The sequence below is a fragment of the Weizmannia sp. FSL W8-1119 genome (assembly GCF_038008605.1).
In the GTDB taxonomy this organism is placed as follows: Bacteria; Bacillota; Bacilli; order Bacillales; family Bacillaceae_C; genus Weizmannia; species Weizmannia coagulans.
In genome coordinates this window covers 2,073,933-2,098,534 of sequence record NZ_JBBOZL010000001.1, presented here as the reverse complement: position 1 = coordinate 2,098,534, position 24,602 = coordinate 2,073,933, and the positions used below count along the sequence as shown (strand labels likewise).

Here is a 24,602-nt window from a genome sequence, read left to right as displayed (position 1 = left end):
ACAGTTCAGTGTTTTTTAAAAATTTTTTCCAATACCTTTATTTTAACTGAAAGCGCACGGTTTTTAAAAGTTTTTTGGAAAACCGCCGGAATCCGAATTGCTTGACAGGCGCCGGCTGTGGCCGACATACTGGCATAGAAAGTAAAAAGTAAATGGATAAAAGAGGTTACAGCCATGACGATTGCAGTGATTTACGGAAGTTCGCGCCCGCGCGGCAATACAGAGCTGCTCGCGGAACGCGCAGTGGAAGGCATGCATGTGGAGCGCTTTTATTTAAAAGATGCGCGTATTCTTCCGGTCGAAGACAAACGCCACACGGATTCAGGGTTTTCGAAAGTGGAGGATGATTATAGCATTCTCATCCAGCATATTTTAATGTGCGATACGATTATCTTTGCAACGCCGATTTACTGGTACGGGATGTCGGGGCTGATGAAAAACTTCATCGATCGCTGGTCACAAACATTGCGGGATCCGCAGTTTCCGGACTTTAAAAAAAGAATGTCGGAGAAAAAAATTTATGTGATTGCAGCCGGCGGGGATATGCCGCGTGTCAAAGGGCTGCCGCTGATCCAGCAGTTTGCATATATTTTCGGCTTTTTAGGCATGCGTTTTGACGGTTACATTCTTGGAGAGGGCAATAAACCCGGCGATATTGTACATGATAAAGAGGCAATCTTTGCAGCGGATCAATTAAACGAAACACTGAAAAGGTGATGCAATTTGAAGACCGTGATCGAAAAGCAGCTTTTTCCGTCCCCGAATCCGCATGTGCGCATGTATCTGGTGACATACTGGTCGGACGGCCTGAAAGTGAAAGGGTTGCTGGCAGAGCCGGATGACGGGCGCATTTATGACGGGTTTTTATATTTGCGCGGCGGCATCAAAAGCGTCGGCATGGTGCGGCCTGCAAGGATCGGCGAGTTTGCGTCGGAAGGGTTTATCGTTTTCGCGCCTTTTTACCGCGGCAACCGGGGCGGGGAAGGCGATGAAGACTTTGGCGGAGATGATATGCATGATGCGTATTTTGGCTTTGACGTATTGATGGAGCATGAGCGGGTAAGCGGGCGTGTCCACGTTTTCGGATTTTCCCGCGGCGGCATCATGGCACTCGGCACCGCGCAAGCCCGGCCGGCCGCGTCTCTTGTCACGTGGGGCGGCGTTTCGGATGTTGCGCTTTGTTATGCGGAACGGGTCGATTTGCGAAAAATGATGAAGCGCGTGATCGGGGGCACGCCGGAAAAATATCCAGAACGGTACCGGGTGCGGACGCCGCTGTATAAGCTCGGGCAAATTGGTTGCCCCGTTCTCGTCATCCACGGGGAGCAGGATCAAAATGTGTCCGTGGAACACGCCATTCGTCTCGAACGCGGGCTCAAACAGCTTGGAAAACCGGTTGAAACATGGTATTTCCCGGAGCTTGGCCACCATTTCCCGCCGCCTGTAAACCGGCGGGTTGTCCATGATGCCAGCGTTTGGATGAAAAGGCATTCCGCACATGATACAATAGAAGCAACGACGGAGGTGAGCCGAATGGGAATGCCGATGGAACTCGATACGATGCTCGTGACGAACGGGAAAGAAGAGCGTATTGAGCAAAACCTCTTTTTGCTGAAGCAACCGGGTTACTGCGTGTATCCGCTTGATACGCCAGTTGAAATCCGGAAAAAGAAGGAACACGGGCCGAGCGGGAGCGCTGTCATCCGCAAACTGGAATGGGAAAACAATACAACGATCGTTCATTATGAACTGGTTTCTTTGAACACGCCGAATTAAACAGGCGCCGCACCATGATCCGCGGCGCCTGTTTGGTTTATCAGGACGGGCGGACGGGAATTTTACAAGTGCAATGCCCGGCTGATTTTACCGGAGAACGCCGGGATCCGGCCAAAGGGCAATGCCTGGTGAACGGAACTGGATCAGCTTGCGAGTAGCGCGGAGAAAAAACGGATCCGGCGGCGGAATATTGGCAGACGCAACACACGCCTTGCAAGTGCGCCGCCAGCCTGGTTTTTCGGGATGAAATGGGCAAGATTGAAAATACTAATCGTAAGAGAAAAGGCCGGCTTCTGAAGCTGGAAAAAGGAACAGGCCGAAGCGATTTAAAAAGGGCCGGCCCAAGCATCCGCCATAATGGATACTTGAAGGAAAAGGGGCCGGCTTTTGCATTTGCTAAAAAAGGAGGAGGAATGCCAAAGATGGAAACGGGCTACAAAAAAGCTTGCGGCGCATATGCCGTCATTTTTGATGCGAAAAAAGAAAAAGTCGGGGTGGTGCCGTCGGGCAGCGGCTACAGGCTGCCGGGCGGGGAAATCAGCCGCGGGGAGTCTGAACTTGCCTGCCTGATGCGGACAGTCGGCGCGGATCTTGAAATCGCGGGCTTTTTAGGCAAAGCGGCACAGGAAACGGGCGCGCGGTCCATGGATGAAGGCCTGTTTTATTTGGGAAAATGGGGACAGCCCCGCAAAGGAAGCCATAACCTGGAATGGCTCAACCTTCACGAGGCTGCGGAAAAAATGGCCGGCGCCCACCACCAATGGGCAGTGCAGGAAGGAATCAGCGCCGTCCAGGCAAGTACCTGGTTTTAGCCGGGCTCCCGCTTATGCTTAAATAAGCGGGCCGCCGAGTTTTTCAATATCATCCGGCACTGATGAAAATTGCCGGAAATTTTCTTTGAACCGGGCTGCAAGTTCGAACGCTTTTTCACGGTAAGCCCGCTTGTCCACCCATGTATCTTGCGGATAAAGGACTTTCTCCGGCACCCCTTCAATACGGGCCGGGATGTGCAGCCCGAAAATATCATCCTGCCGCGTTTCCACATTTTTCAGTTTGCCGTTTATCGCAGCCCGGACCATGGCCCTCGTATAGCTTAATTTCATGCGGGAACCGGTTCCGTACGGGCCGCCTGTCCAGCCGGTATTGACAAGAAATACCTGGACGTTGTGCCTGCCAATTTTCTCTCCGAGCATTTCCGCATAAACGGCGGGCTCAAGCGGCAAAAACGGCGCGCCGAAGCAAGTGGAGAACACAGCTTCCGGGCGCGTGACGCCGCGTTCGGTGCCGGCCAGTTTGGAAGTGTAACCGCTTAAGAAATGGTACATGGCCTGCTCTTTTGTCAGCCTGCTGATCGGCGGCAGGACACCGGACGCATCAGCCGTCAGGAATATAATGGTTGACGGATGGCCGGCCATGCCGGAACGGGCAATATTGCCGATGTTTTCAATCGGGTAAGCAGCCCTTGTATTTTCCGTCAGTGCATTGTTGCCATATTGCGGCCTACGGGACACCGGATCTACGACTACATTTTCAAGTACGGTCCCAAACCGGATTGCCCGGTAAATTTGCGGTTCTTTTTCTTCTGTAAGCCCGATGCACTTTGCATAGCATCCGCCTTCAATATTGAAGACGCCGCTGTCGGACCAGCCGTGCTCATCGTCCCCTATAAGCGCGCGCTCCGGATCGGCGGAAAGTGTCGTTTTCCCGGTCCCGGACAAGCCGAAAAACAGGGCCGTATCGCCGTTTTTCCCGGTATTGGCGGAGCAGTGCATGGGAAGGATGCTTTTTTGCGGCAGCAAATAATTCATGATGGAAAAAATGCTTTTTTTCATTTCGCCTGCATATTCCGTTCCGCCGATCAGAATCATCCGGCGTTCAAGTGAAATCATGATGAACGCTTCGGAATTCGTGCCGTCAAGCGCCGGGTCTGCTTTAAACAGCGGCGCGGAAAGAATGGTAAATTGCGCATCGTGTTGATTGAGTTCCTCCGCATCCGGCCGGATAAACAATTGATGCGCGAATAAATTATGCCAGGCGAACTCATTCACGGTCTGGATCGGAAGGCGGCTTTTTGGATCGGCACCCGCAAAACCTTTAAACACAAAAATTTCGTCTTTCCCTTTTAAATGCCGGACCATTTTTTCATAGAGCCTGTTGAACACGCCGGGAGATACCGGCTGGTTGATTTTGCCCCAGTCGACACGGTCTTTTGATTCGGAGTCGACGACAATAAATTTATCTTTCGGCGACCTTCCTGTGTATTTTCCTGTTGTAGCAGAAATGGCCCCTTCCGTTGTCAGCACAGCTTCTTTCCGTTCAATAATTTTTTCCATTAATTGCGGCACGGAAAGCTGCATGCGCACATTTTCCCCCGACAACAAAAACTTTAAATCGTCAGAAGCGCCAATCAGATCCATTTTCATAAACCGCCCCTTTGAATAACTTATTTCGCTTTAAACGATATCAGTATAACATATTCATCCGTTTATTACATACTTTTTTCCGGGAAAAATGCAGGGGGCAAAAGGGCAAATGGTGAAAAAAGCATTGACAGCGCCTGCTAAATTGCGTATGATTTTACTTTGAACGGATACTCTTATCCCGAGCTGGTGGAGGGACGGGCCCGATGAAACCCAGCAACCCGCCTCTGGAACAGGCAATGCGCTCGCAACGCAGCTGCCGCTTGACTTCCAGGCAAAGGTGCTAACCTGCAGCAAGGAATGTTTCCTTGAACGATAAGAGTGAAAGGCGCGATTGATTGAAGTCAAAACCTTTCCACTCATATGAATGGGAAAGGTTTTTATTTTTGGCTTTGTACTTAAAATGAATCGAGTTTAGGGTATGAGTACCGTTTCCAATATGTAACCATATAAGGAGGAAAAGCGGATGTTAAAAGGACGGCATTTGTTCACATCGGAATCGGTGACGGAAGGCCATCCGGACAAAATTTGCGACCAGATTTCCGATGCCATTTTGGATGCCATTTTAGAAAAAGACCCGAATGCCCGCGTTGCCTGCGAAACTTCCGTCACGACAGGGCTCGTGCTCGTCACGGGGGAAATTTCCACCAATACATATGTGGATATTCCGAAAGTGGTGCGCAAGACCATTAAAGAGATCGGCTATACGCGCGCGAAATACGGGTTTGATGCGGAAACCTGCGCTGTTTTGACATCGATTGACGAACAGTCCGAAGATATTGCGCGCGGCGTTAACCAGGCTTTGGAAGCCCGCGAAGGCGGGATGAGCGACGAAGAGATTGAGGCAATCGGAGCCGGCGACCAGGGCCTGATGTTCGGGTTTGCCTGCAATGAGACAGAAGAGCTGATGCCGCTTCCCATTTCGCTTGCCCACAAGCTTGCCCGCCGTCTTGCTGAACTCCGCAAACATGAAGTGATCCCGTATTTGCGCCCGGATGCGAAGACACAGGTGACAGTTGAATATGATGAGAACAACCAGCCTGCCCGGATTGATACGATTGTCATTTCAACGCAGCATAATCCTGACATCAGTGCCGGGCAAATTCAGGAGGATATGAAAAAATACGTCATTGAACCGGTTGTGCCGGCAGACTTACTCGATGCGGATACAAAGTATTTGATTAATCCGACCGGCCGCTTTGTTATCGGCGGCCCTCAAGGGGATGCCGGGCTGACCGGCCGCAAAATCATTGTCGACACGTACGGCGGCTATGCACGCCACGGCGGCGGCGCATTTTCCGGGAAAGACCCGACGAAAGTGGACCGTTCCGCTGCTTATGCCGCCCGCTATGTTGCGAAAAATATTGTTGCGGCCGGCCTTGCGGAAAAATGTGAGGTACAGCTTGCGTATGCGATCGGGGTGGCGAAGCCCGTTTCCATTTCCATCGATACGTTTGGGACTGGAAAAGTTCCGGAAGAAGTGCTGATCGAGGCGGTTGAAGCCCATTTTGACCTGCGCCCGGCCGGCATTATCAAAATGCTCGACTTGCGCCGCCCGATTTACAGACAGACCGCTGCGTACGGGCATTTCGGCCGCGATGATTTGGATGTGCCTTGGGAAAAAACGGACAAAGCCGGGGCGTTGAATGAATTCGTCCGCAATCATATCGGAAAATAATGGGAAAAAGAGCGTGCCTGGTATACAGGCCGCTCTTTTTCATGCAGCGGGGGGAATAAGGGAGGCATTCGGAGGATAAAACGCCGGTGACGGGAAGCGCCCACATGCGGGGGCAGAGAATACAACGGATGGGGCTGTTTGACAGAAAGACCGGGAACAGAACCGGGGCGCTTATGATGAGCGTCTGCAACGCGGGCATAAGAACCGACCGGCGCAAAGTTTGGATGATGCGGTCCGGCCCATTTATTAGAAATCCTGTATGTCCCTTTTTTAACAAAATCCCTGCAAACTGCCGGAAAACATGCTAAACTATATTACATGTGCAGATTTTGGCCGTCAAATTTTGGCGGAAATGGATTTGTTTTTTCAAGAAATAAATTTACAATAGAAGTATATCGAAATGATTAAAGTAGGTGACTTTTTACATGTGCGGATTTATTGGCTGCGTCCATGACCATCCCGTTACATTATCAGACGAAGACAGGCAACGGTTTAAACAGATGAACCATATGATCGAGCACCGTGGCCCGGATGATGAAGGCTTTTATGAAGACGAACATATCCAGTTCGGTTTCAGGCGCCTGAGCATTATCGACATCGAGGCGGGGCACCAGCCTTTAACATACGAAAACGAACGGTACTGGATCATTTTTAATGGCGAAATTTATAATTATGTTGAATTGCGTGAAGAATTATTAAAAGAAGGGATGGCATTCGAAACGAATTCGGATACGGAAGTCATCCTTGCCATGTACAGCCGTTACGGCGAAAAAGCAATCGGGCGCCTGCGCGGGATGTTCGGATTTGCGATCTGGGATAAGCAGGAACAAACGCTGTGCGGCGCGCGCGACCCGTTCGGCATTAAACCGTTTTTCTATTATGAAGACGGCGATAAAATGTATTTCGGTTCCGAAAAGAAAAGCATTTTGCTTGCCATGGAAAAACCGGAACTCAATTATGATGCTGTCCAATACTATTTAACCTATCAATTTGTGCCGGAACCTTTCAGCATGACGAGTGGCATCCGAAAACTCGAACCGGGCCATTATTTTATGAAAAAAATCGGCAAACCGATGGAAATCAAACAGTTCTGGAAAGCTTCCTTCCACCCGGTCCATAAGAGCGAGGACGAATTTGTAAAAGAAGTACGCGATGTGCTTATCGATTCCGTAAAGGTACATATGCGCAGCGATGTACCGGTTGGCGCGTTCCTGTCGGGCGGGATCGATTCCTCGATTACGGCATCGATTGCAAAACAGTTCCACCCGGGCATTAAAACATTCTCCGTCGGATTCGAACGTGATGGCTACAGCGAGATCGATGTTGCCAAAGAAACGGCGGAAAAACTCGGTGTTGAAAATATCAGCTATGTGATCACGCCGGAGGAATATATGAAAGAACTGCCAAAAATTATTTGGCATATGGACGATCCGCTCGCAGATCCTGCTTGTGTTCCCCTTTATTTTGTGGCGCGCGAAGCAAGAAAGCATGTGACCGTTGTCCTGTCCGGCGAAGGCGCGGATGAATTGTTCGGCGGCTATAATATTTACCGTGAACCGCAGTCGCTTGAAGTTTTTGATAAAATTCCGGCTGCCGGAAAATCAATTTTGAAGGCTTTGGCGAAAGTGCTGCCGGAAGGGGTAAAAGGAAAGAGCTTTATCGAACGCGGTGTCACGCCAATGGAAGACCGTTATATCGGCAATGCGAAAATGTACACGGAAGAAGAAAAACGCGACTTGCTGTTGACTTATAACAACAGCCTTGACTACCGCGATATCACAAAGCCGCTGTACGATGAAACGAAAGGCTACGACCCGGTTGACCGGATGCAATATATCGATATCCATACGTGGATGCGCGGCGATATTTTGCTGAAGGCGGACCGGATGACGATGGCCCATTCGCTTGAACTGCGTGTGCCGTTTTTGGATAAAGAAGTGTTCCGGGTCGCTTCACAAATTCCGGCGGGCTTAAAAACGTCCCATAACACAACGAAGTATATTTTGCGAAAAGCAGTGGAAGGCATCGTGCCGGACCATGTGCTGAACCGGAAAAAACTCGGGTTCCCGGTTCCGATCCGCCACTGGCTGAAAGATGAAATGCATGATTGGGCGGTAGAGATCATCAAAACGAGCCCGACGGACGATATCATCAACAAACAATATGTATTAAGACTGCTGGAAGACCATTGTGCAGGCAAGCTGGATTACAGCCGGAAAATCTGGACCGTGCTGATTTTCATGCTGTGGCATGCCGTGTATATGGAAGACAAGTACGGTTTTCAAAAAGGAGCACAAGGGCGGCCTACGGGTGCTTCTCTGTAACAGAAAAAAGGGGGTCTGGCCCCGCTTCCGTAATCAATCGGAAACGGGGGCAGGCCCTTTATCGTATAACGCTTTTTTTCGCACATGCCCGCAAGCTTTGCATCGCGGCGGTTTTTAAACCCGGTTAGCAGTATGGCCCTATTTTTATCATGCTTTTTTCGCCTGTTTGCGGCTTAAAGCAATGCGGCTGCCGGTGCCCGCCGTTAACCTTTGTCAGCGCCCGGCGGCATTTTTATAGTACTGCGCTTTTTCAGCATATTCACGGACGATGCGGCGCATATCCTGGATATCTTTTTCGGTAAGCGCGCGGATCACTTTTGCCGGGCGGCCGAATGCAAGCGTATGCGGCGGGATCTTTTTCCCGGGCGTGACAAGGCTGCCGGCGCCAATAAAAGCGCCTTCCCCGATTTCGGCGCCGTCAAGGATGATTGAACCCATGCCGATCAAAGCTTTTGTCCGGACATGGCAGCTATGTAAAATCACCTGGTGGCCGACCGTCACTTCATCTTCCAGTATGAGCGGCGTTTGCGGGCTTTCGTGCAGGACGCAGTTATCCTGGACATTCACTTTTTGCCCGATTTTTACCGGTGCGACATCGCCGCGGATGACGGTCCCGAACCAGATGCCGGACTGGCCGCCGATTTCAACGTCCCCCGTAATGGCCACATTGTCTGCGATATAAGCAGTCGGCGCAATCAAAGGGGTTTTTCCATTGTAAGCATAGATCATTTCGTACCCTCCTATTTTTGATCTTTTCTTTTATCTTAAAGAATTGGGAACAAATTGTGAATAAATCGAGTTAAAAATGGCATATGTTTTTCAGAACAGAAGGATTATGGGTAAAATAAAAGCAGGATGGTTTCGCAGGTTTTGAAGGAGGCAGGAACATGTGGAAATGGGAAGCAGATGAAAACCCAAAAGCAGTCATCGTTATGGTCCATGGCGCGATGGAACATCACCGCCGCTACAGCTGGCTGATTGAGATGTGGAGATCAAGCGGCTATCATGTCGTGATGGGCGATCTTCCCGGCCATGGGATGACGTCGAGAGCAAAAAGGGGGCATATTGATTCCTTTGATGAATATACAACAGAGATAAAAGAGTGGGTGACGGCAGCATACCAGTTCGACCTCCCGATTTTTCTCCTCGGCCACAGCATGGGCGGGCTGGCGGTCATCCGGCTGCTTGAGAAGGAACATCTGAAAATTGCGGGGGTTATGCTTTCCTCGCCGTGCCTCGGGCTTGTCCAGTATCCTTCAAAGCTGCTCGGCCTGCTTTCAATCGGGTTAAACCGGATTGCCCCGGGCCTCCGCTTTAACAGCCCGCTGACCGTGCAAATGGCAACACGGAATAAGGATATTCAAATGCAGGCGGTCAACGATTCATTGATGCTGACAAAAGTGTCTGTCCGCTGGTACCGCGAGCTGCTCGCAGCCATGCGGCAGGCACACATGGATACCGTGCGGCTGCCGGACGTCCCGTTTCTTGTCATGCAGGCCGGAAGTGATAAAATTGTGGACAAGGGAGCTGTCGTGAATTGGTTTAACCAAACTTCCGTGTCCGAAAAATTATACAAAGAATGGCCGAAATGCTACCATGAAATTTTCAATGAACCGGAGAGGGAAGATGTTTTCCTTTATGCGAAAAATTTTGTGGAAAACCGGCTCCGCACGTTAGGCTATATATTAGAATGAGGTGACGCTTGTGACAATCCCATCCTATCCGATCTCATTAATGGCGCAAGTTTACCGCCGGGTGATGCCGGCTGTCCACCATGAACTCCATTACTGGCGGGAAAAGGCACGCCGGATTCCCAATGATGAATTAAAGACACAGGCGCTCGCCAGCATTCAGCATAAAACGTTCCACTGCGAAGGCGGGTCGATTCTCGGCCTTTTGGCAATGGAAGAGCGGACAGCGGCTTTCCGGTTTATTGTCGCATACCAGACGATCAGCGACTATCTTGATAATTTATGCGACCGCAGCACATCGCTTGACCCGGTTGATTTCCGGGCGCTTCACGAGTCCATGTCCGATGCGCTTACGGTCGGCGCACCGTTGAAAAATTATTACCGGCACAGGCAGGACCAGGATGACGGCGGTTATTTGCATGAACTCGTGCGGACATGCCAGGTTGTGTTGAGCCGCATCCCCCAATATAAAGCCATTCAGCCTTATTTGCTGGAACTTTGCCGTTATTATTCGGATCTGCAGGTACATAAACATGTGCGCGTAGAGGAACGGGTGCCGCGGCTAAAGGAATGGTTTTTGCACTACAAGGCGGATTTTCCGGATATGGAATGGTATGAATTTTCCGCCTGTTCCGGCTCGACCCTCGGGATTTTCTGCCTTGTTTCCTATGCGCTCCGGGATGATTTCCGCCCTGAATATGCGAAAATTATCCGTGACGGGTATTTTCCTTATATTCAGGGGCTGCATATTTTGCTGGATTATTTTATCGACCAGGACGAAGACAAAAAAGGCGGGGATTTGAATTTTTGTTTTTATTACCCGGGAGAAGAAGAGCTGTTTAAGCGGCTGAAGCATTTCTTGCAGGAGGCGGATAAACATACGGCCCGGCTTCCGAATGAAAAATTCCATAAGCTGATTAACCGGGGGCTTTTGGCTGTTTATTTGTCAGATGAAAAGGTGAGGAAGCAGCGGAGCGTTCAGAAATTGTCGCGGAAAATGATCAAATTTGCCGGCTCGATCAGTTTATTCTTTTATGTTAACGGAAAAATGTACCGCGCCATCAAAAACATGATCCCGGCCAGCCTGGCAAAAACAATTGTAAAATAAGCCGGCGGATGGAAACGGGAAAGGGCGGATGGTTTGCCTGGTTACAGAATTCATACCGGAGCACATGCATTTTTTCCGTCCGGGCTTTTTGCTAACCAGGAGCCGGCCGTGTTTATACGCGATTGAAAAAAGGGATTCGTACCCGTCCGCTTTGTTACCGTTTTTGGACGGCAATGAGAAAAGGCGGATGGTTTGCCTGGTTAAGGAATTCATACCGGAGCACATGCGCCTTTTTCTGGTCGAGCTGTTTTACATAATCGAGGAGCCGGTCACGTTCGTATGCGCCGCCTTCATGCCCGTGGTAAACCACAACTGCGATGATCCCGCCGGTTTCAAGCATGGGGAAAATCTGCCCGAGTGCGGCAATGGTTGACTCCGGCCGGGTAATGACCGTTTTGTCGCTGTCCGGCAAGTAGCCAAGATTGAACACCGCTCCGCTGATTTTGCCGTGCAGCGATGCCGGGATGCATTCGCCGGCATGTTCATGGCCGGTGCAGAAAAGTTCGGCGCGCGTAACGAGGCCTTCTTTCTCCAGGCGTTCCTTTGTCCGTTTTACCGCTTCCGGCTGGATATCAAAAGCAAACACTTTTCCGCTTTTTCCAACCCGTTTGGCGAGAAAAACGGTATCATGCCCGTTCCCGGCCGTGGCATCAATGGCAAAACTGCCTTCTTTCACGGCTTTTTCCAACAGTGAATGGGCAAATGGAAGAACAGGAAGCATATTCATCTTTGCAACATCTCCATTTTTTGATTGGTCTACAGGCGGAAGTTGAACGCCTGTTTCTTTTTTACCGTAAAAAGGCATAAGTGACACGTTAAAAATCATGTTTTACATCAAATTTCCATTCTAACAGGAATGCCGGAATGAAAACGGCAAAATCGTTCTTATTCTTCAGACATGCAGGCTCGCGCGCCAAAATGGTAATAAACCGTCTTTCTGCAGCGCGCTCTTTTACATTTTACCATGTACGGATGCAGGTGCAAAGGCGGCACGGATTCGGGTATGTGTCAAGTTTTTCTCGACAAGGTTTAAATATCGGGTATTCCAAGACACTCTTTTTGTACACTTTCGGCTACCGTGCTTTACTTGCTCGGTGTAATTTTCGGAAAAGATGTAATATTTCCGTATAAAGATGGATAACGGGGATGTTGAGGCGCGCGAAATTCACTCGCTTTCCGCGGGCGGCCGGCGAGCCTCCTCGCTCGTACCTCGCTGCGGGGTCTCTCCTGGCTCGCTTTTCCCGCAGGAGTCTCGTAAATTTCGCGCGCCTCAACGATCAGTCCCCACTGAGCCAAGCTTAAAACGAAAGCTCTAATATTTTGCTTAAATGTCCCATTGCCGATGAACGGCTTGAATGCAGGGCAACTGATCCGTGCTTTACGCCCACTGACGGGCGTACAGGCTGCTTGAATAGTTGAGACATCCTGATGGATTGTTGCAAGCTCCGTTGCTTTCTCGCGCTTCTTGAACGGTGTTTCAGATAGGTTTCCTGCAATGTCCCGTTAAGCATGCCCTGTTTCACCTTTACCATGGCTTCGGCGCCAGCTTTACTCCAATGCATCCCCCTTTTCTTCATTCTGAATGAGATATGCCTTTGATTTGATTCCATTGCCCCCAGGCCTCTCGCACCTTCCGGTACGTTCTCTACCTTGTCCCTCCAGTCAAAAATGCGGTCCCAGTTTTTTAGGATGTACGAACGAAACTCCTTGACTTTCTTAAGGCTCTTTTCATCCGTCAATGTGCTTTCATGCGTATCCAAATATAACGTGAATTGGTCCAGGTCATGCGTTCTAATCGCTTTTCTAATTTGCTCTTTGATCTCGCTCTTTCCGCCCCCGAATGTCCTTACGATGGCTTGTGCAACGTGGTAGGTATCCAGCTGGTTGAGCACCGGAAATTCCGACTGTGAGAAAGCTGTTTGAAACCTTTCAGCTGTGTATCCCGCACCTCCATCACTATTTGTAATGACACGAGCTTTTTCTAGGGAATAGGTGTTGGCTGCTACAGCTTGGACTTCATCCCAAAATGTCTGGATGGATTTCGTCGTCATGATAACAACGGGATGGTGTAGAGAGACTCTTTTGCCATTGGTTTCCCATCCTTCATAGAGAATGGCGTGGTGGACTTCCAAACCCTGTTTCTTTTCTAGTCCCCGGACGAATATACCATCAGCTTCGGAAAACAGGTAATCTACCTTCTTTCCCTCAGGTAGTGAATCAGCTATTTCTAGCTCTTCTACAAGTGCCTTGTCGGCTTCAGCTTGCGTTTTCCCTACGTGTTTCACCATGTTCCCTACAGTTGTGTGACTAAGGCTCACTGCTGTCCATTCTTTTAAAATATCAGCTACCTCCCGATAGGTGTTCTCACTTGCCAACTCTGCCACCTTTAACTCCACTAACGGGCTGTATCGTTGGTATGGTAAAAGCCCTAACCATTCATCCAGAGGATAATGTGAATTCCCTTTCTGGTCATGCATTAGTGAACGTTTAAAGGTCACATTTCCAAATAAAAACTGAATGCTTCTGTTATCACTCCGGCAGTACTCCCAGCCATCCTCCAGCTTTTTTTGCTTAATTGTTTTATCTAACGTCTCAAATATTTCCCCAACCCATTGCGTAAAGGCATTCTGGATCAGAATTTTAACTTGTTCTTCAAATTCAATAAGACTTTTTGTATCCTTTAATAATCTAGCAATTATTGATATAATATCCATAGGAAGACCTCTTTCTAAATGTATTCGCCCACAAGCGTACATTTAAATGATAGAGCGTCTTCCCATTTTTTTCCACTCATCTGCCCTTCGAGTAAAATTTTACACATACCGGATTCGGAATTGCTGTCCGGAAGAAACTCCCAATGCGCAGGGGAAACAATTTTTCTGCACGGGGCATCATACAAATGAAGCTTGTACGCTTCAAAGCATAAAGGGGGAATCGTGATGGCCACACGGGAAGCAGTCGAAAATTGTATCAACCGCTGCGAGCAAGCCGTTCAATCGGCACGTGAGCAATTTGCGGAAGGCAACCGCCAGGAAAACTACGGCTATTATGATTTTTCGGAGCCGTTAACAGAGCTGGAAGACGCTTATAACGAGCTTTGCAAACTGGCGATCAGTGCCAATTCCCAGCAGCGCGAGCGCCTCCACCGTATGCGCCTTGTGATTCAGCAGCTGCAAAACGAGATGATTTTGCAGGAACATGAACCGACCATGTAATTGCCGGCAAAAACGAAGCTTGCGGGAGCAAAATTGCCGATAAGCAAAACAGAAAAGCCAGGCAAGATACTCCTGCGAAAAATCTGGCGTGAACAACGGGAATATGGGAACGGTTTCAGCACGGCAACTTGGGAAAAACAGCAAGTAAAGCCGGCCGGATTCATGAAAGCGGGATAAGGCACGGGCCTTATCCCGCTTTCCATGCAAATGGCGGCGCAAACAGAGGGCGGGAATTGCCATAATATTTATATTTTGCAAGAATGCTTGTAACTGCCGGGAAAAATCCCTACAATTTCCTTTGACCGATTCATTAGCAGGGGGGCATTCATTTTGCCAAAAACTGTGTGGCTGCTCGTCATTGGCATGGCTGTCAATATGACTGGCGCTTCTTTTTTGTGGCCGTTAAATTCAATCTATATTCACGATCATCTCGGCAAATCGCTGTTTATCGCCGGGCTCGTGCTCATGCTGAATCATTTTACAAGCGTCATCGGCAGTCTTTTGGGCGGCTATTTGCATGATAAAATCGGGGGTTATCGTTCCGTGCTGCTTGGCGGCCTGATTTCCGCCGTTGCGCTTGCCGGCTTGACATGGAACCACGCTTGGCCGGATTATGTATTTTTCCTCGGCGCAATCGGGCTCGGTTCCGGCATGATCGGCCCGGCGATCCTTGCAATGGTGGGCGCGGCTTGGAAAGGCGGAGGGAGAAAAGCGTTCAATGCCATCTATGTCGCCAACAACATCGGGGTTGCACTCGGTGCCGCGCTGGGAGGTGTGATTGCCTCTTATTCCATTGACCTTATTTTTGCAGCGAATCTTGCACTTTTTCTCGTTTTTATGGCGATTGCCATCTTCGGCTACCGGAATATTGCCGAAAAACATGCTGGGTATGCGGGAGCAGCCGCTGTTTCTGCCAAAAGTGCAGGAAGGGCGCAAGTGGCATCCCTCATCATATTATGCTTTGCTTATTTCCTGGCATGGACGGCGTACACGCAATGGACGGCTACGATTTCCACTTATACGCAGACGCTTCATATATCGCTGAACAAGTACAGCTTTCTTTGGACATTGAACGGCGCGATCATCGTGCTCGGCCAGCCGCTCCTTTTGCCGTTTTTAAAGCGGTTCTTGCCGGAAGTCAAACAGCAAATTGTTGCTGGGACGGCCATTTTTATGCTGTCATTCGCTGTCGTTGCCTTTGCCGGGCATTTTCCCGGTTTTGCAGTGGCAATGGGCATTTTAACGGTCGGGGAAATGCTTGTCTGGCCGGCTGTGCCCGCAGTTGCCAATACGCTTTCGCCGAAAGGGCGGGAAGGGTTTTACCAGGGCATCATTAACAGTGTCGCAACATGCGGCAGAATGATTGGCCCTGTTGTAGGCGGGTTTGTCGCAGATGCATTCGGCATGAAGGCATTGTTCGGATTGCTCATTTTCTTTCTCGCCGTTTCCCTTTTACTGGCCTTGTTGTATGACCGCCCGCTCGCAAAAAAACCGTATTCTGAGGTGGCAGGAAAATAATGTTGAAACCGGGAATGAATTTCTGTAAAATAGGTTATAAATTGAATAAACGATAGAAGAACGTTGACAAGGAGCAGTAACGGCGGCACTGAAACAAGAGAATTGGCGGGAGGTGCAAGCCAATCAGGGAACCCCGTGAACTCGCCTTTGAGTTGCAAATATGAACCCGTTTTAGTATTTGCCGTATTCCGCGTTAAGGACTTAAAGTGAGTGCTTGCACTAATTTGGGTGGTACCGCGGGAGAACCCTCTCGTCCCTTTTTCCTGGGATGGGAGGTTTTTTGTGTTGCTTTGTTGTCAATGTCGATACATAAAAAAGGAGGAGTCTGTCATGAGTTTTGACCACCGGAAAATCGAAAAGAAATGGCAGCATTACTGGGAAGAATATCAAACGTTCCGTGCCGGTGAAGACGAAAATAAACCAAAATTTTACTGCCTGGATATGTTTCCGTACCCGTCGGGGGCGGGCCTCCACGTCGGACACCCGGAAGGATATACGGCGACCGACATCATCTCGCGGGCGAAACGGATGCAAGGGTATAATGTGCTCCATCCGATGGGCTGGGATGCATTCGGGCTTCCGGCTGAGCAGTATGCGATTGATACCGGCAATGATCCGGCTGCTTTCACGATTCAAAATATCCATACATTCCGCCGCCAGATCAAAGCGCTCGGGTTTTCCTATGATTGGGACAGGGAAATCAACACATCTGATCCGGAATATTATAAATGGACGCAGTGGATTTTTCTGCAGCTGTGGAAAAACGGGCTTGCTTATATTGATGAAGTGCCGGTCAACTGGTGCCCTGCGCTCGGAACCGTGCTTGCAAACGAAGAAGTCATTGACGGCAAGAGCGAACGCGGCGGGCATCCGGTCATCCGCAAACCGATGCGCCAGTGGATGCTGAAAATTACCGCCTACGCGGACCGCCTTCTTGAAGACCTCGAGGAACTGGACTGGCCGGAAAGCATTAAGGATATGCAGCGCAACTGGATCGGCCGTTCGGAAGGGGCGGAAGTGACATTCCAGGTTGAAGGCACAAATGAAACGTTCACCGTCTTCACGACCCGCCCGGATACGCTGTTCGGGGCGACCTACGCCGTGCTTGCGCCGGAACACCCGCTTGTGGATAAAATTAAAACGAAAGAGCAGGCCGAAGCGGTCCAGGCTTACATTGCCCAGGTGCAGTCAAAAAGCGACCTCGAACGGACCGACCTTGCGAAAGAAAAAACCGGCGTATTTACAGGGGCGTATGCCGTGAACCCTGCCAACGGCGAAAAAATGCCAATCTGGATTGCCGATTATGTATTAATGAGCTACGGGACAGGCGCAATCATGGCGGTGCCGGCCCATGACGAACGCGACTATGAATTTGCCCGCAAATTCAATTTGCCGATAAAAGAAGTCGTCGCAGGCGGCAATGTTGAAAAAGAAGCCTATACCGGCGACGGCGAACACGTCCATTCCGGGTTTTTAAACGGGCTGGGCAAGCAGGCAGCCATTAAACGCATGATCGAATGGCTTGAAGAAAAAGGGATTGGGCAGAAAAAAGTGACATACCGCCTGCGTGACTGGCTGTTCAGCCGCCAGCGTTACTGGGGCGAGCCGATCCCGGTCATCCACTGGGAAGACGGGACCATAACTGCCGTGCCGGAAGAAGAGCTGCCGCTCATGCTTCCGAAAATGACGGAAATCAAACCGAGCGGAACAGGCGAATCACCGCTTGCAAATGTTGAAGAATGGGTCAATGTTGTGGATCCGGAAACAGGGAAAAAAGGCCGGCGCGAAACAAACACGATGCCGCAATGGGCAGGAAGCTGCTGGTACTTCCTCCGTTTCATCGATCCGAAAAACCGCAAAGCGATTGCCGATCCGGAAAAACTGAAAAAATGGCTGCCGGTTGACCTTTACATCGGCGGGGCTGAGCATGCGGTGCTTCACTTGCTGTATGCCCGCTTCTGGCATAAATTTTTGTACGATATCGGCGTTGTGCCGACGAAAGAGCCATTCCAAAGATTGTTCAACCAGGGCATGATCCTTGGCGAGAACCATGAAAAGATGAGCAAATCGCGCGGCAATGTCGTCAATCCGGATGACATTCTTGAGTCGCACGGGGCAGATACGCTCAGGCTGTACGAAATGTTCATGGGCCCTTTGGATGCTTCGATTCCATGGTCGACAAACGGCCTTGACGGTTCCCGCCGCTTCCTTGACAGGATCTGGCGCCTGTTTGTGAATGAAGACGGCAGCCTGTCAGAAAAAATCCAGGACAAGGCCAATCCGGCACTTGAAAAAACGTATCATCTGACGGTCAAAAAAGTGACGGAAGATATCGATGCCCTTCATTTTAACACGGCCATTTCGCAATTAATGGTGTTTATCAACGATGCCTATAAAGCGGAAGTCATACCGAAAACGTATGTGGAAGGCTTCGTCAAGCTGCTGTCGCCGTTTTGCCCGCATATTGCCGAAGAACTGTGGGAAAAACTTGGCCACAGCTGCACGATCACATATGAAGCATGGCCTTCTTTTGATGCTTCAAAACTCGTCGACAATGAAGTGGAAATTGTCCTCCAGGTGAACGGCAAAGTCCGCAATAAAGTGAAGATCGACCGCAACATGAGCCGCGAGGACATGGAAAAACTCGCGCTTGCGGATGAAAAAATCAAAGAGTTTACGGAAGGAAAAACGATTCGCAAGATCATTGCCGTGCCGGGCAAACTTGTCAACATTGTGGCAAACTAATGGATTTCCGGAAAACGGGGCTTTACGGTGAAATGGCCGTAAGCCCCATTTTTTATGCGTGAAATTCATAATTTGTTTGTGAAATGGCAAACTAGGACTATCAACCACAAAAAAGGGGAAAAAAGATGGTTCTTTTATTTTCACTTTTGGCAGGGGCGGGACTGGCATATTTATCCCGCGCGCTGTTTCAGGCAGAAAAAATGAAATCATTGCTGCTTTACTTATGGTTATATTACTGGACAATCAATTTTTTAAGGATATTGGAAATGAACCTGCACTTTGTTCATGATCACCATACACCGATGTTCTATATTTCCAGGTTGCTTGTTCTGTTTCAGGTTCCCCTTTTGTTTTTGCTGTATTTGCACGTATTTCACATATCACGGACGTCCGGCCGGAAAACCCTGGCCGCTGTATGTTTTTTCCTTGTTTTTACGGGTTATGTCGCCATCCTCGATTTTTTACAAATTCTGTATACCTACGAATGGTCATGGCGGTATGCCCTTGCTTTCTTCTTCACTGATCTTGCGGTGGTACACGTGGGCGATGCGCTCTATAGATGGTTGGACAGGAAAAAGGAGGTGCGCCGGCATACTTCCGAAAAAATTTGACGAGAATGAAATCTTTACCCTTGTTGCTTTGGCAGGTTTGATGCTGGCACTGTATCTTCTTCCAAAAGCCGTTTCATGGAAAGCAGGGCTTGCGACCGGGCTGTTTTTTACAGCAATGGCCTGCTTTGCGGATGAAGTGCTTAGCGGGATGTATCCTTTAAACTTATACAATACATTTGATTCCAAAGATATCGAACTATTCGACTTTATTATTTATATTCCGGTTTTTACTTTGTACGGCTATTTGTTTATTACGGTACAGAGTTTATTCCGGGCGCGGCTTCGCTCTGTGTGCATCGTGCTGTTTTATTTGCTTGTCTGGATTGGATTCACATTATTGATGGAATCCATTTCCGTTCGGTTCGGGGTATTTCATTACTTGGAAGGGTGGGACAATCTCCATTCACTGGTTGCCTATTGCTTCCTTTTCCCGGTATTTTATACTTATGCCAATTGGATTTTAAAAATCGAAGCGCCTGATTAAAATGTTCTGAAATTGGAGATAATAGAAATAAATAAAACAGGGAGGGGCCACAATGGTACAGGTTAAACTTTTTGATTGTGAACATGAGAAAGACCTTGAGGAGAGCATGAATACGTTTTTGGAAAAAATCAGCGAAGACCAGCTCATTGATGTCAAATATAATATTGCCGCCATGGTGGAGCCGGAGGACGACGACCAGATTTACTGTTTTTCGGCGATGATTTTATACCATAAATAAAGCGGGGTTGCCCGGCCCGGATTTTTTTCGTCCACACGATTGTAAAATATGATCCATGGCAGCTGCAGCCCCAACTGCCATCCATCCCGCCGCCTGTCCGCGAAAAAAATTCTTCATAAAAAAATTGTCAAGCGGGTATGTTCGCGGTACACTACATTATAGTGTGTGAAAAAAGGCCCGTCCGCATCAGGGGCGGCCGGAAGATCATTTCGGGCGGGAAGGGATTTTATGTCTTCAAAATTATTGCGCGGCACGTTTATTTTAACACTTGGGACGATCATCTCGAAAATTCTCGGGGTATTCTATGTGATTCCGTTTGATGCGATCATCGGCGGATCGGGACCGGAGGCACTCTATCAGTTCGGATATGTCCCTTACAATATTTTTATCAGCATTTCCACGGCAGGCGTCCCGCTTGCTGTCGCAAAATATGTGGCAAAATACAATGCGCTGGAAGAATATGCGGTCAGCCGGAAGCTGTTCAGGTCGAGCATGTATTTAATGATTGTGACCGGTATTGCCGGCTTTCTTGTGATGTATGTTTTTGCCCCGTATTTTACGGATTTGGCGATGGCCGGCAAGCAGGAAGCGCAGGTTTTCTCAAAAGCCGATGTGACGGTGGTGATCCGGGCGGTCAGTTTTGCGCTGATCATTATTCCGGTGATGAGCCTGATTCGCGGTTTTTTCCAGGGGCACCAGTCAATGGGGCCTTCTGCTGTTTCCCAGGTTGTGGAGCAGGTTGTCCGGATTTTATTTATGCTGATCGGTGCTTACGTGATTTTGCATATCCTTCACGGCAGCATCGTGTCCGCCATCAGCGCGGCAACATTTGCGGCTTTTGTCGGCGGGATGGCGAGCCTGTTTGTGCTCATTTGGTACTGGTTCAAACGAAAACCGCATCTTGACCGGCTGCTTGAACAGGACAAAGGCACAATGCATGTTTCGATCCCCACGCTGTATAAAGAAATCATCCTTTCTGCTTTGCCGTTTGTATTTGTCGGGATCGCCAATTCGCTTTACCAAATGGTTGACCAGCTGACAGTGAAGCGCGGTATGGAAGCGGTCGGGCTCGGGAAAATGTGGCAGACGCAGCTCGGGATGTTGAATTTCCAGTCGCACAAGCTTGTCATCATTCCGGTCTCCCTTGCGACCGCCTTTTCCATGACACTTGTTCCGATGATTACGGAAGCTTTCGCAAAAAGGGAGCGCGATATGCTCGTCCGATCTGTTGACCAGACATTGCAGGTGCTGCTTTTTATTACGGTGCCGGCTGCGCTTGGGATGTCGCTTTTGGCCAAGCCTATTTTTGCGATTTTTTATAATACGGATAACGCCGTCTCGGTCAGCGTGCTGATGCATTATGCACCGGTTGCCATTTTGTTCTCGCTTTATTCCGTGACAGCGGCGATCATGCAGGGGATCAATGAGCAGCGCTGGACGATTTTAAGCTTGCTCGTCGGGCTTTTGTTAAAATTAAGCCTGAATATCCCGCTGATCAAAATGTTTGGGATTCTCGGCGCAATCTACGCCACGGCAATCGGTTATACAGCGTCGATTCTGATCAGCTTTATTGTGATCAAACTTTTCGCAGCCTATCCGTATCGGACAGTGATCCGGCGCACGATCTTGATTCTGATTTTTAATGCCGTCATGCTGGCGGTGACCGGTGCCGTATATAAAGGGCTCACGCTTGTGCTTTCGCCTTCTTCAAGGTGGCAGGCATTGCTGATTGTCACGATTTGCGCCGCGGCCGGTGCGGTTGTTTATGCCTACCTTGGCCTGAAATCGAAACTTGCGGACAAGCTGTTCGGCGTAAGGATTCAACGCGTGAAGGCCAGGTTGCATATGCGGTAAGGAAACGGGGTGTGTGCGGCAGGAAGCTGGCTTGCGGGCAAGACGCGGGATAAAGTTGTGTATCTGGCTGTTTTATCGTGACAGCGGGATTGCAAGCTGCGGTAAAAAGCTGGACTTCCTGGCGTTTTCGGTTGTTCAACCGTTTAGCCGTGGGCTACAAACGGGCGTAAAAAGCTGCCCCCTCTTTAGCGGATAGGTTTCCGGTGTCAGGGTTTAATGCGTGGAGGCGGGTTTTCAAGCGGGAGTAAAAGCTGAATCCCACTTTAGCGGATAGGTGCCCGGTGTCAGGGTTTAATAGATGGAGGCAGGATTTCATATTTGGGTAAAAAGTTGGTGCAGGGAAGGCAAAACGGATATAAGGGTGAGGCGCATTTAACTTGTGAGATGGCGTTGTGGTAAAAGAAAATGGCGGGGATAAAAGGCTCTTAAACATGCTAAAAGCGGCACTGCATGTCTCCGCTGCCGCTTTCCAAAAAAACAATTTGTTTCTTTCTCTAAGATGACATCTTAACTTTTTTGCTGGTTGTTGTCCAAATCCCCCTGTGTGTGCTTTTGACCAAGTCGTTGTATGCCAGCACATTCAAATCTCTTTGAATGGTGCGAGGAGTGATGCCGAACTCATCTACCAGTTCCTGGGTTGTCACAGTCCCTTTCTCTTTAATAAACATATAAATCGACTTAATACGAGTAAGCATACGGTCTGTTGATGGTTTCAAAATACCACTCCCTCATCTTTTTTCCAAAGACAAAGACGACAAACAGCTTTACAACATGTGTTTAGCTTACAGGAATATGCGTGCCGTTCGGACAACTCCTTTTTCTAAAATTTTTTCTAAGATGTCAGACAATTATATTGTACATCTTTTTGCCTGAATTGACAAATATATCAGCTCTTGTTTACACCATATGTTGTGCCTGCTAAGTTTATAACCACTAATGATAGCGCTTTCTTCTCACCACCCTTTTCCCTGGGTTGCTGTAATCCGGCTAAAGGTATGGCCTTTGCCAGCCCGATGAAAGACATTTTGCTGTTTGCTTTTCTGATTAGGCGTGCTAATGGAACAATTGGCGTGTAGTGACTGGCAATTTTGTCTAATTGGGCGCCCGTTCCAATCGGACAGGTCGGATTGGCTGGTATTTTGTTTTTTACCACGCCAATGAAGGACGTTTCGGCAGTCCAGGCACCACGTTTTGTCTTTCATCGCGGTTATGAAGGACAATTCGCCGTTTGCCTTCAACTGTTTTGTCTTTCATCGCGGTTATGAAGGACAATATTTTGATTTCCGGTTCGTGATGTGTCCTTCACCACGCCAATGAAGGACATTTCGACGGTTCCGGCACCACGTTTTGTCCTTCATCCCTCCGATGAAGGACAAAATGCCGTTTGCCGGCCAAAGTTTTGTCTTTCATCCCCCGCCCGCAAAAGATATCAATTCATTTTGTAATCAATGGAAAAAGAAGTAAAATAAAGAACGAATGACAACATAAAGGAGCGACAAAAATGGCCGATATCCACTGGATGGAAGAAGTATTAAAAAGGAAAGAGGATTTGATCCGCGATCTGAAAGGGATTTTGCAGATCAGGAGCGTTCTCGATGAAGCGAATGCAACGGAAGAAGCACCACTCGGGCAAGGCGTCAGGGAGGCGCTCCAATATATGCTCGATCTCGGTGAAAAAGACGGGTTCAAAACGAAAAATGTGCAAAATCTCGCCGGCCACCTTGAAATGGGGGAAGGAGAAGACATTCTCGGGATCCTCGGGCATGTCGATGTAGTGCCGGAGGGGGACGGCTGGACAGTTGACCCGTACAGCGGCACAGTCAAAGACGGGAAAATTTATGCGCGCGGCTCAAGCGACGACAAAGGCCCGACAATGGCGGCTTATTACGGCATGAAAATTGTAAAAGAACTCGGGGTGCCACTTGAAAAAAGGGTGCGCCTCATTGTCGGGACAGATGAAGAAAGCAACTGGAGATGCATGGACGCCTATTTTGCAAACGAGGAAATGCCGGCCATCGGGTTTTCGCCGGATGCCGACTTCCCGATCATTTATGCGGAAAAAGGGATTGCCGATTTTGACATTATCCAGGATCCGGAAAAAACGGAAGACCCGCAGCAGGCGGAACTGCTTTCTTTTGAATCGGGGCGCCGCTACAATATGGTGCCGGACTATGCGGAGGCACGCCTTGTCGCGCACGGCGAGCAGACGGAACTTTTGCAAAAATTCCAGGATTATCAGAAGGAAACCGGGCTTGCCGGGCAGGATTTCGTGGACGGCGGCGTTTTGATTTTAAAGCTGGAAGGCGTTTCGGCCCATGGCGCGGAACCGGAAAACGGAAAAAGCGCGGGGCTTTATCTGGCAAAATTTTTAAACAGTGTGGCGCTTGACCGTGCCGGGGCAAAATTCATCAAAACGCTCAACCAGTTCTTCGGCCGTTCACGCGGTGAATATTTCGGCATCGGGTACAAAGATGAAGTTTCCGGGGAATTGACGATCAATATCGGGATCATGTCCTATCATCAGGAAAAAGGCGGCCGCATAGGATTAAATATGCGTTATCCCGTTACTTTCGATCTTGAAGCAGGAAAAACAAAAATTGTGTCGAAATTAAAAAAAGACGGCTTGCGTTTCGATCATTTTTCCGATCAGAAACCGCATTATGTTGACAAAAATGACCCGCTGATTACGACGCTTGCGAAAGTGTACGAGGAGCAGACCGGAGAGGAAGCGAAGCTATTGGCAATCGGCGGTGGTACATATGCACGTACCCTTAAAAAAGGTGTGGCATTTGGGGCGCTTTTCCCGGGACGCGAAGATGTCATGCACCAAAAAGATGAGTACATGTATGTGGAAGATTTGCTCAAAGCAACGGCGATTTATGCACAGTCCATTTATGAACTGGCCGGGAAGCACGCGTGACTTCAGCTGTGAGCGTCAAT

General features: G+C 49.1%; 20 protein-coding genes, 1 riboswitch and 1 other annotated feature. Of the genes, 15 read left to right on the top strand and 5 right to left on the bottom strand.

All coding sequences use genetic code 11. The features are described from left to right. The first annotated feature begins 174 nt into the window (after nucleotides 1-174). The 3 genes from NSQ19_RS10280 (at nucleotide 175) to NSQ19_RS10270 (ending at nucleotide 2,588) form a co-directional block, all read left to right on the top strand. On the top strand, nucleotides 175-717 hold the full coding sequence (locus NSQ19_RS10280; protein WP_013860022.1) for a flavodoxin family protein: 543 nt from the start codon (nucleotides 175-177) through the stop codon (nucleotides 715-717). A gap of 15 nt (nucleotides 718-732) precedes the next feature. Then, complete coding sequence (locus NSQ19_RS10275) at nucleotides 733-1,776, top strand: DUF2584 family protein (protein ID WP_235601649.1); 1,044 nt, start codon at nucleotides 733-735, stop codon at nucleotides 1,774-1,776. Between the two features lie 413 nt (nucleotides 1,777-2,189). Next, a complete protein-coding gene (locus NSQ19_RS10270) occupies nucleotides 2,190-2,588 on the top strand; it encodes a DNA mismatch repair protein MutT (protein WP_235962371.1) in 399 nt (132 codons plus the stop codon). Nucleotides 2,589-2,606: 18 nt separating this feature from the next. Here NSQ19_RS10270 and pckA read toward each other — a convergent pair whose 3' ends face one another. Next, nucleotides 2,607-4,193 carry a phosphoenolpyruvate carboxykinase (ATP) gene (gene pckA, locus NSQ19_RS10265; RefSeq protein WP_340703179.1) on the bottom strand — a complete coding sequence of 529 codons (1,587 nt, stop codon included), beginning with the start codon at nucleotides 4,191-4,193 and terminating at the stop codon, nucleotides 2,607-2,609. A 176-nt stretch (nucleotides 4,194-4,369) separates the two neighbouring features. Beyond that, nucleotides 4,370-4,518, top strand: a riboswitch (SAM riboswitch). Between the two features lie 144 nt (nucleotides 4,519-4,662). Here pckA and metK point away from each other — a divergent pair. Continuing rightward, entirely contained in the window at nucleotides 4,663-5,874 is a 1,212-nt protein-coding gene (gene metK / locus NSQ19_RS10260; RefSeq protein ID WP_340702811.1) for a methionine adenosyltransferase, read from the top strand. A gap of 425 nt (nucleotides 5,875-6,299) precedes the next feature. Further along, nucleotides 6,300-8,198: an asparagine synthase (glutamine-hydrolyzing) gene (asnB, locus tag NSQ19_RS10255; protein ID WP_340702810.1), complete on the top strand. Its 1,899-nt coding sequence runs from the start codon at nucleotides 6,300-6,302 to the stop codon at nucleotides 8,196-8,198. 213 nt (nucleotides 8,199-8,411) lie between these two features. On the opposite strand, the gene NSQ19_RS10250 is transcribed toward asnB, so the two are convergent. Beyond that, a complete protein-coding gene (locus tag NSQ19_RS10250) occupies nucleotides 8,412-8,927 on the bottom strand; it encodes a gamma carbonic anhydrase (protein WP_013860015.1) in 516 nt (171 codons plus the stop codon). Nucleotides 8,928-9,085: 158 nt separating this feature from the next. Between NSQ19_RS10250 and NSQ19_RS10245 the strand changes: the two genes are divergently transcribed. Further along, nucleotides 9,086-9,892: an alpha/beta hydrolase gene (locus NSQ19_RS10245; protein WP_013860014.1), complete on the top strand. Its 807-nt coding sequence runs from the start codon at nucleotides 9,086-9,088 to the stop codon at nucleotides 9,890-9,892. Between the two features lie 10 nt (nucleotides 9,893-9,902). Beyond that, nucleotides 9,903-10,997, top strand: coding sequence for a tetraprenyl-beta-curcumene synthase family protein (locus NSQ19_RS10240; protein WP_029141463.1), 1,095 nt, complete (start codon nucleotides 9,903-9,905; stop codon nucleotides 10,995-10,997). Between the two features lie 154 nt (nucleotides 10,998-11,151). Here NSQ19_RS10240 and NSQ19_RS10235 read toward each other — a convergent pair whose 3' ends face one another. Both NSQ19_RS10235 and NSQ19_RS10230 read right to left on the bottom strand, forming a co-directional pair. Then, entirely contained in the window at nucleotides 11,152-11,724 is a 573-nt protein-coding gene (locus NSQ19_RS10235) for a class I SAM-dependent methyltransferase (protein ID WP_061567104.1), read from the bottom strand. 571 nt (nucleotides 11,725-12,295) lie between these two features. Then, nucleotides 12,296-13,711, bottom strand: coding sequence for an ISLre2 family transposase (locus NSQ19_RS10230; RefSeq protein WP_340702407.1), 1,416 nt, complete (start codon nucleotides 13,709-13,711; stop codon nucleotides 12,296-12,298). Nucleotides 13,712-13,936: 225 nt separating this feature from the next. On the opposite strand from NSQ19_RS10230, the gene NSQ19_RS10225 reads away from it, so the two are divergent. The 7 genes from NSQ19_RS10225 to NSQ19_RS10195 all read left to right on the top strand — a co-directional run bounded on the left by NSQ19_RS10225 (nucleotide 13,937) and on the right by NSQ19_RS10195 (nucleotide 21,662). Then, nucleotides 13,937-14,212, top strand: a complete 276-nt coding sequence (locus NSQ19_RS10225) for a YtzC family protein (protein ID WP_013860011.1) — start codon at nucleotides 13,937-13,939, stop codon at nucleotides 14,210-14,212. A 330-nt stretch (nucleotides 14,213-14,542) separates the two neighbouring features. After that, nucleotides 14,543-15,730: an MDR family MFS transporter gene (locus NSQ19_RS10220; RefSeq protein WP_340702809.1), complete on the top strand. Its 1,188-nt coding sequence runs from the start codon at nucleotides 14,543-14,545 to the stop codon at nucleotides 15,728-15,730. Between the two features lie 54 nt (nucleotides 15,731-15,784). Further along, nucleotides 15,785-15,991, top strand: a binding site (T-box leader). A gap of 69 nt (nucleotides 15,992-16,060) precedes the next feature. Beyond that, complete coding sequence (gene leuS / locus NSQ19_RS10215; RefSeq protein ID WP_340702808.1) at nucleotides 16,061-18,475, top strand: leucine--tRNA ligase; 2,415 nt, start codon at nucleotides 16,061-16,063, stop codon at nucleotides 18,473-18,475. Between the two features lie 125 nt (nucleotides 18,476-18,600). Further along, nucleotides 18,601-19,086, top strand: coding sequence for a hypothetical protein (locus NSQ19_RS10210; RefSeq protein WP_340702807.1), 486 nt, complete (start codon nucleotides 18,601-18,603; stop codon nucleotides 19,084-19,086). Nucleotides 19,087-19,126: 40 nt separating this feature from the next. Continuing rightward, nucleotides 19,127-19,570, top strand: a complete 444-nt coding sequence (locus tag NSQ19_RS10205; RefSeq protein WP_340702806.1) for a hypothetical protein — start codon at nucleotides 19,127-19,129, stop codon at nucleotides 19,568-19,570. A gap of 52 nt (nucleotides 19,571-19,622) precedes the next feature. Then, a complete protein-coding gene (locus NSQ19_RS10200) occupies nucleotides 19,623-19,808 on the top strand; it encodes a sporulation protein Cse60 (RefSeq protein WP_013860005.1) in 186 nt (61 codons plus the stop codon). A gap of 228 nt (nucleotides 19,809-20,036) precedes the next feature. Continuing rightward, nucleotides 20,037-21,662, top strand: a complete 1,626-nt coding sequence (locus tag NSQ19_RS10195) for a putative polysaccharide biosynthesis protein (protein ID WP_207369313.1) — start codon at nucleotides 20,037-20,039, stop codon at nucleotides 21,660-21,662. A 494-nt stretch (nucleotides 21,663-22,156) separates the two neighbouring features. Here the strand turns inward: NSQ19_RS10195 and NSQ19_RS10190 are convergent, their stop codons facing one another. Then, nucleotides 22,157-22,378, bottom strand: a complete 222-nt coding sequence (locus tag NSQ19_RS10190; RefSeq protein WP_017552518.1) for a DeoR family transcriptional regulator — start codon at nucleotides 22,376-22,378, stop codon at nucleotides 22,157-22,159. A gap of 785 nt (nucleotides 22,379-23,163) precedes the next feature. Here NSQ19_RS10190 and pepV point away from each other — a divergent pair. After that, complete coding sequence (gene pepV, locus NSQ19_RS10185; protein ID WP_133536269.1) at nucleotides 23,164-24,582, top strand: dipeptidase PepV; 1,419 nt, start codon at nucleotides 23,164-23,166, stop codon at nucleotides 24,580-24,582. Nucleotides 24,583-24,602: the final 20 nt, after the last annotated feature.

Bases quoted from the DNA above. Each gene is read 5' to 3' on its own strand.
- NSQ19_RS10280 (WP_013860022.1), top strand. From the start codon at position 175: ATGACGATTGCAGTGATTTACGGAAGTTCGCGCCCGCGCGGCAATACA.
- NSQ19_RS10270 (WP_235962371.1), top strand. From the start codon at position 2,190: ATGCCAAAGATGGAAACGGGCTACAAAAAAGCTTGCGGCGCATATGCC.
- pckA (WP_340703179.1), bottom strand. From the start codon at position 4,193: ATGGATCTGATTGGCGCTTCTGACGATTTAAAGTTTTTGTTGTCGGGG.
- metK (WP_340702811.1), top strand. From the start codon at position 4,663: ATGTTAAAAGGACGGCATTTGTTCACATCGGAATCGGTGACGGAAGGC.
- asnB (WP_340702810.1), top strand. From the start codon at position 6,300: ATGTGCGGATTTATTGGCTGCGTCCATGACCATCCCGTTACATTATCA.
- NSQ19_RS10250 (WP_013860015.1), bottom strand. From the start codon at position 8,927: ATGATCTATGCTTACAATGGAAAAACCCCTTTGATTGCGCCGACTGCT.
- NSQ19_RS10245 (WP_013860014.1), top strand. From the start codon at position 9,086: ATGTGGAAATGGGAAGCAGATGAAAACCCAAAAGCAGTCATCGTTATG.
- NSQ19_RS10235 (WP_061567104.1), bottom strand. From the start codon at position 11,724: ATGAATATGCTTCCTGTTCTTCCATTTGCCCATTCACTGTTGGAAAAA.
- NSQ19_RS10230 (WP_340702407.1), bottom strand. From the start codon at position 13,711: ATGGATATTATATCAATAATTGCTAGATTATTAAAGGATACAAAAAGT.
- NSQ19_RS10225 (WP_013860011.1), top strand. From the start codon at position 13,937: ATGGCCACACGGGAAGCAGTCGAAAATTGTATCAACCGCTGCGAGCAA.
- leuS (WP_340702808.1), top strand. From the start codon at position 16,061: ATGAGTTTTGACCACCGGAAAATCGAAAAGAAATGGCAGCATTACTGG.
- NSQ19_RS10210 (WP_340702807.1), top strand. From the start codon at position 18,601: ATGGTTCTTTTATTTTCACTTTTGGCAGGGGCGGGACTGGCATATTTA.
- NSQ19_RS10205 (WP_340702806.1), top strand. From the start codon at position 19,127: ATGCTGGCACTGTATCTTCTTCCAAAAGCCGTTTCATGGAAAGCAGGG.
- NSQ19_RS10200 (WP_013860005.1), top strand. From the start codon at position 19,623: ATGGTACAGGTTAAACTTTTTGATTGTGAACATGAGAAAGACCTTGAG.
- NSQ19_RS10195 (WP_207369313.1), top strand. From the start codon at position 20,037: ATGTCTTCAAAATTATTGCGCGGCACGTTTATTTTAACACTTGGGACG.
- pepV (WP_133536269.1), top strand. From the start codon at position 23,164: ATGGCCGATATCCACTGGATGGAAGAAGTATTAAAAAGGAAAGAGGAT.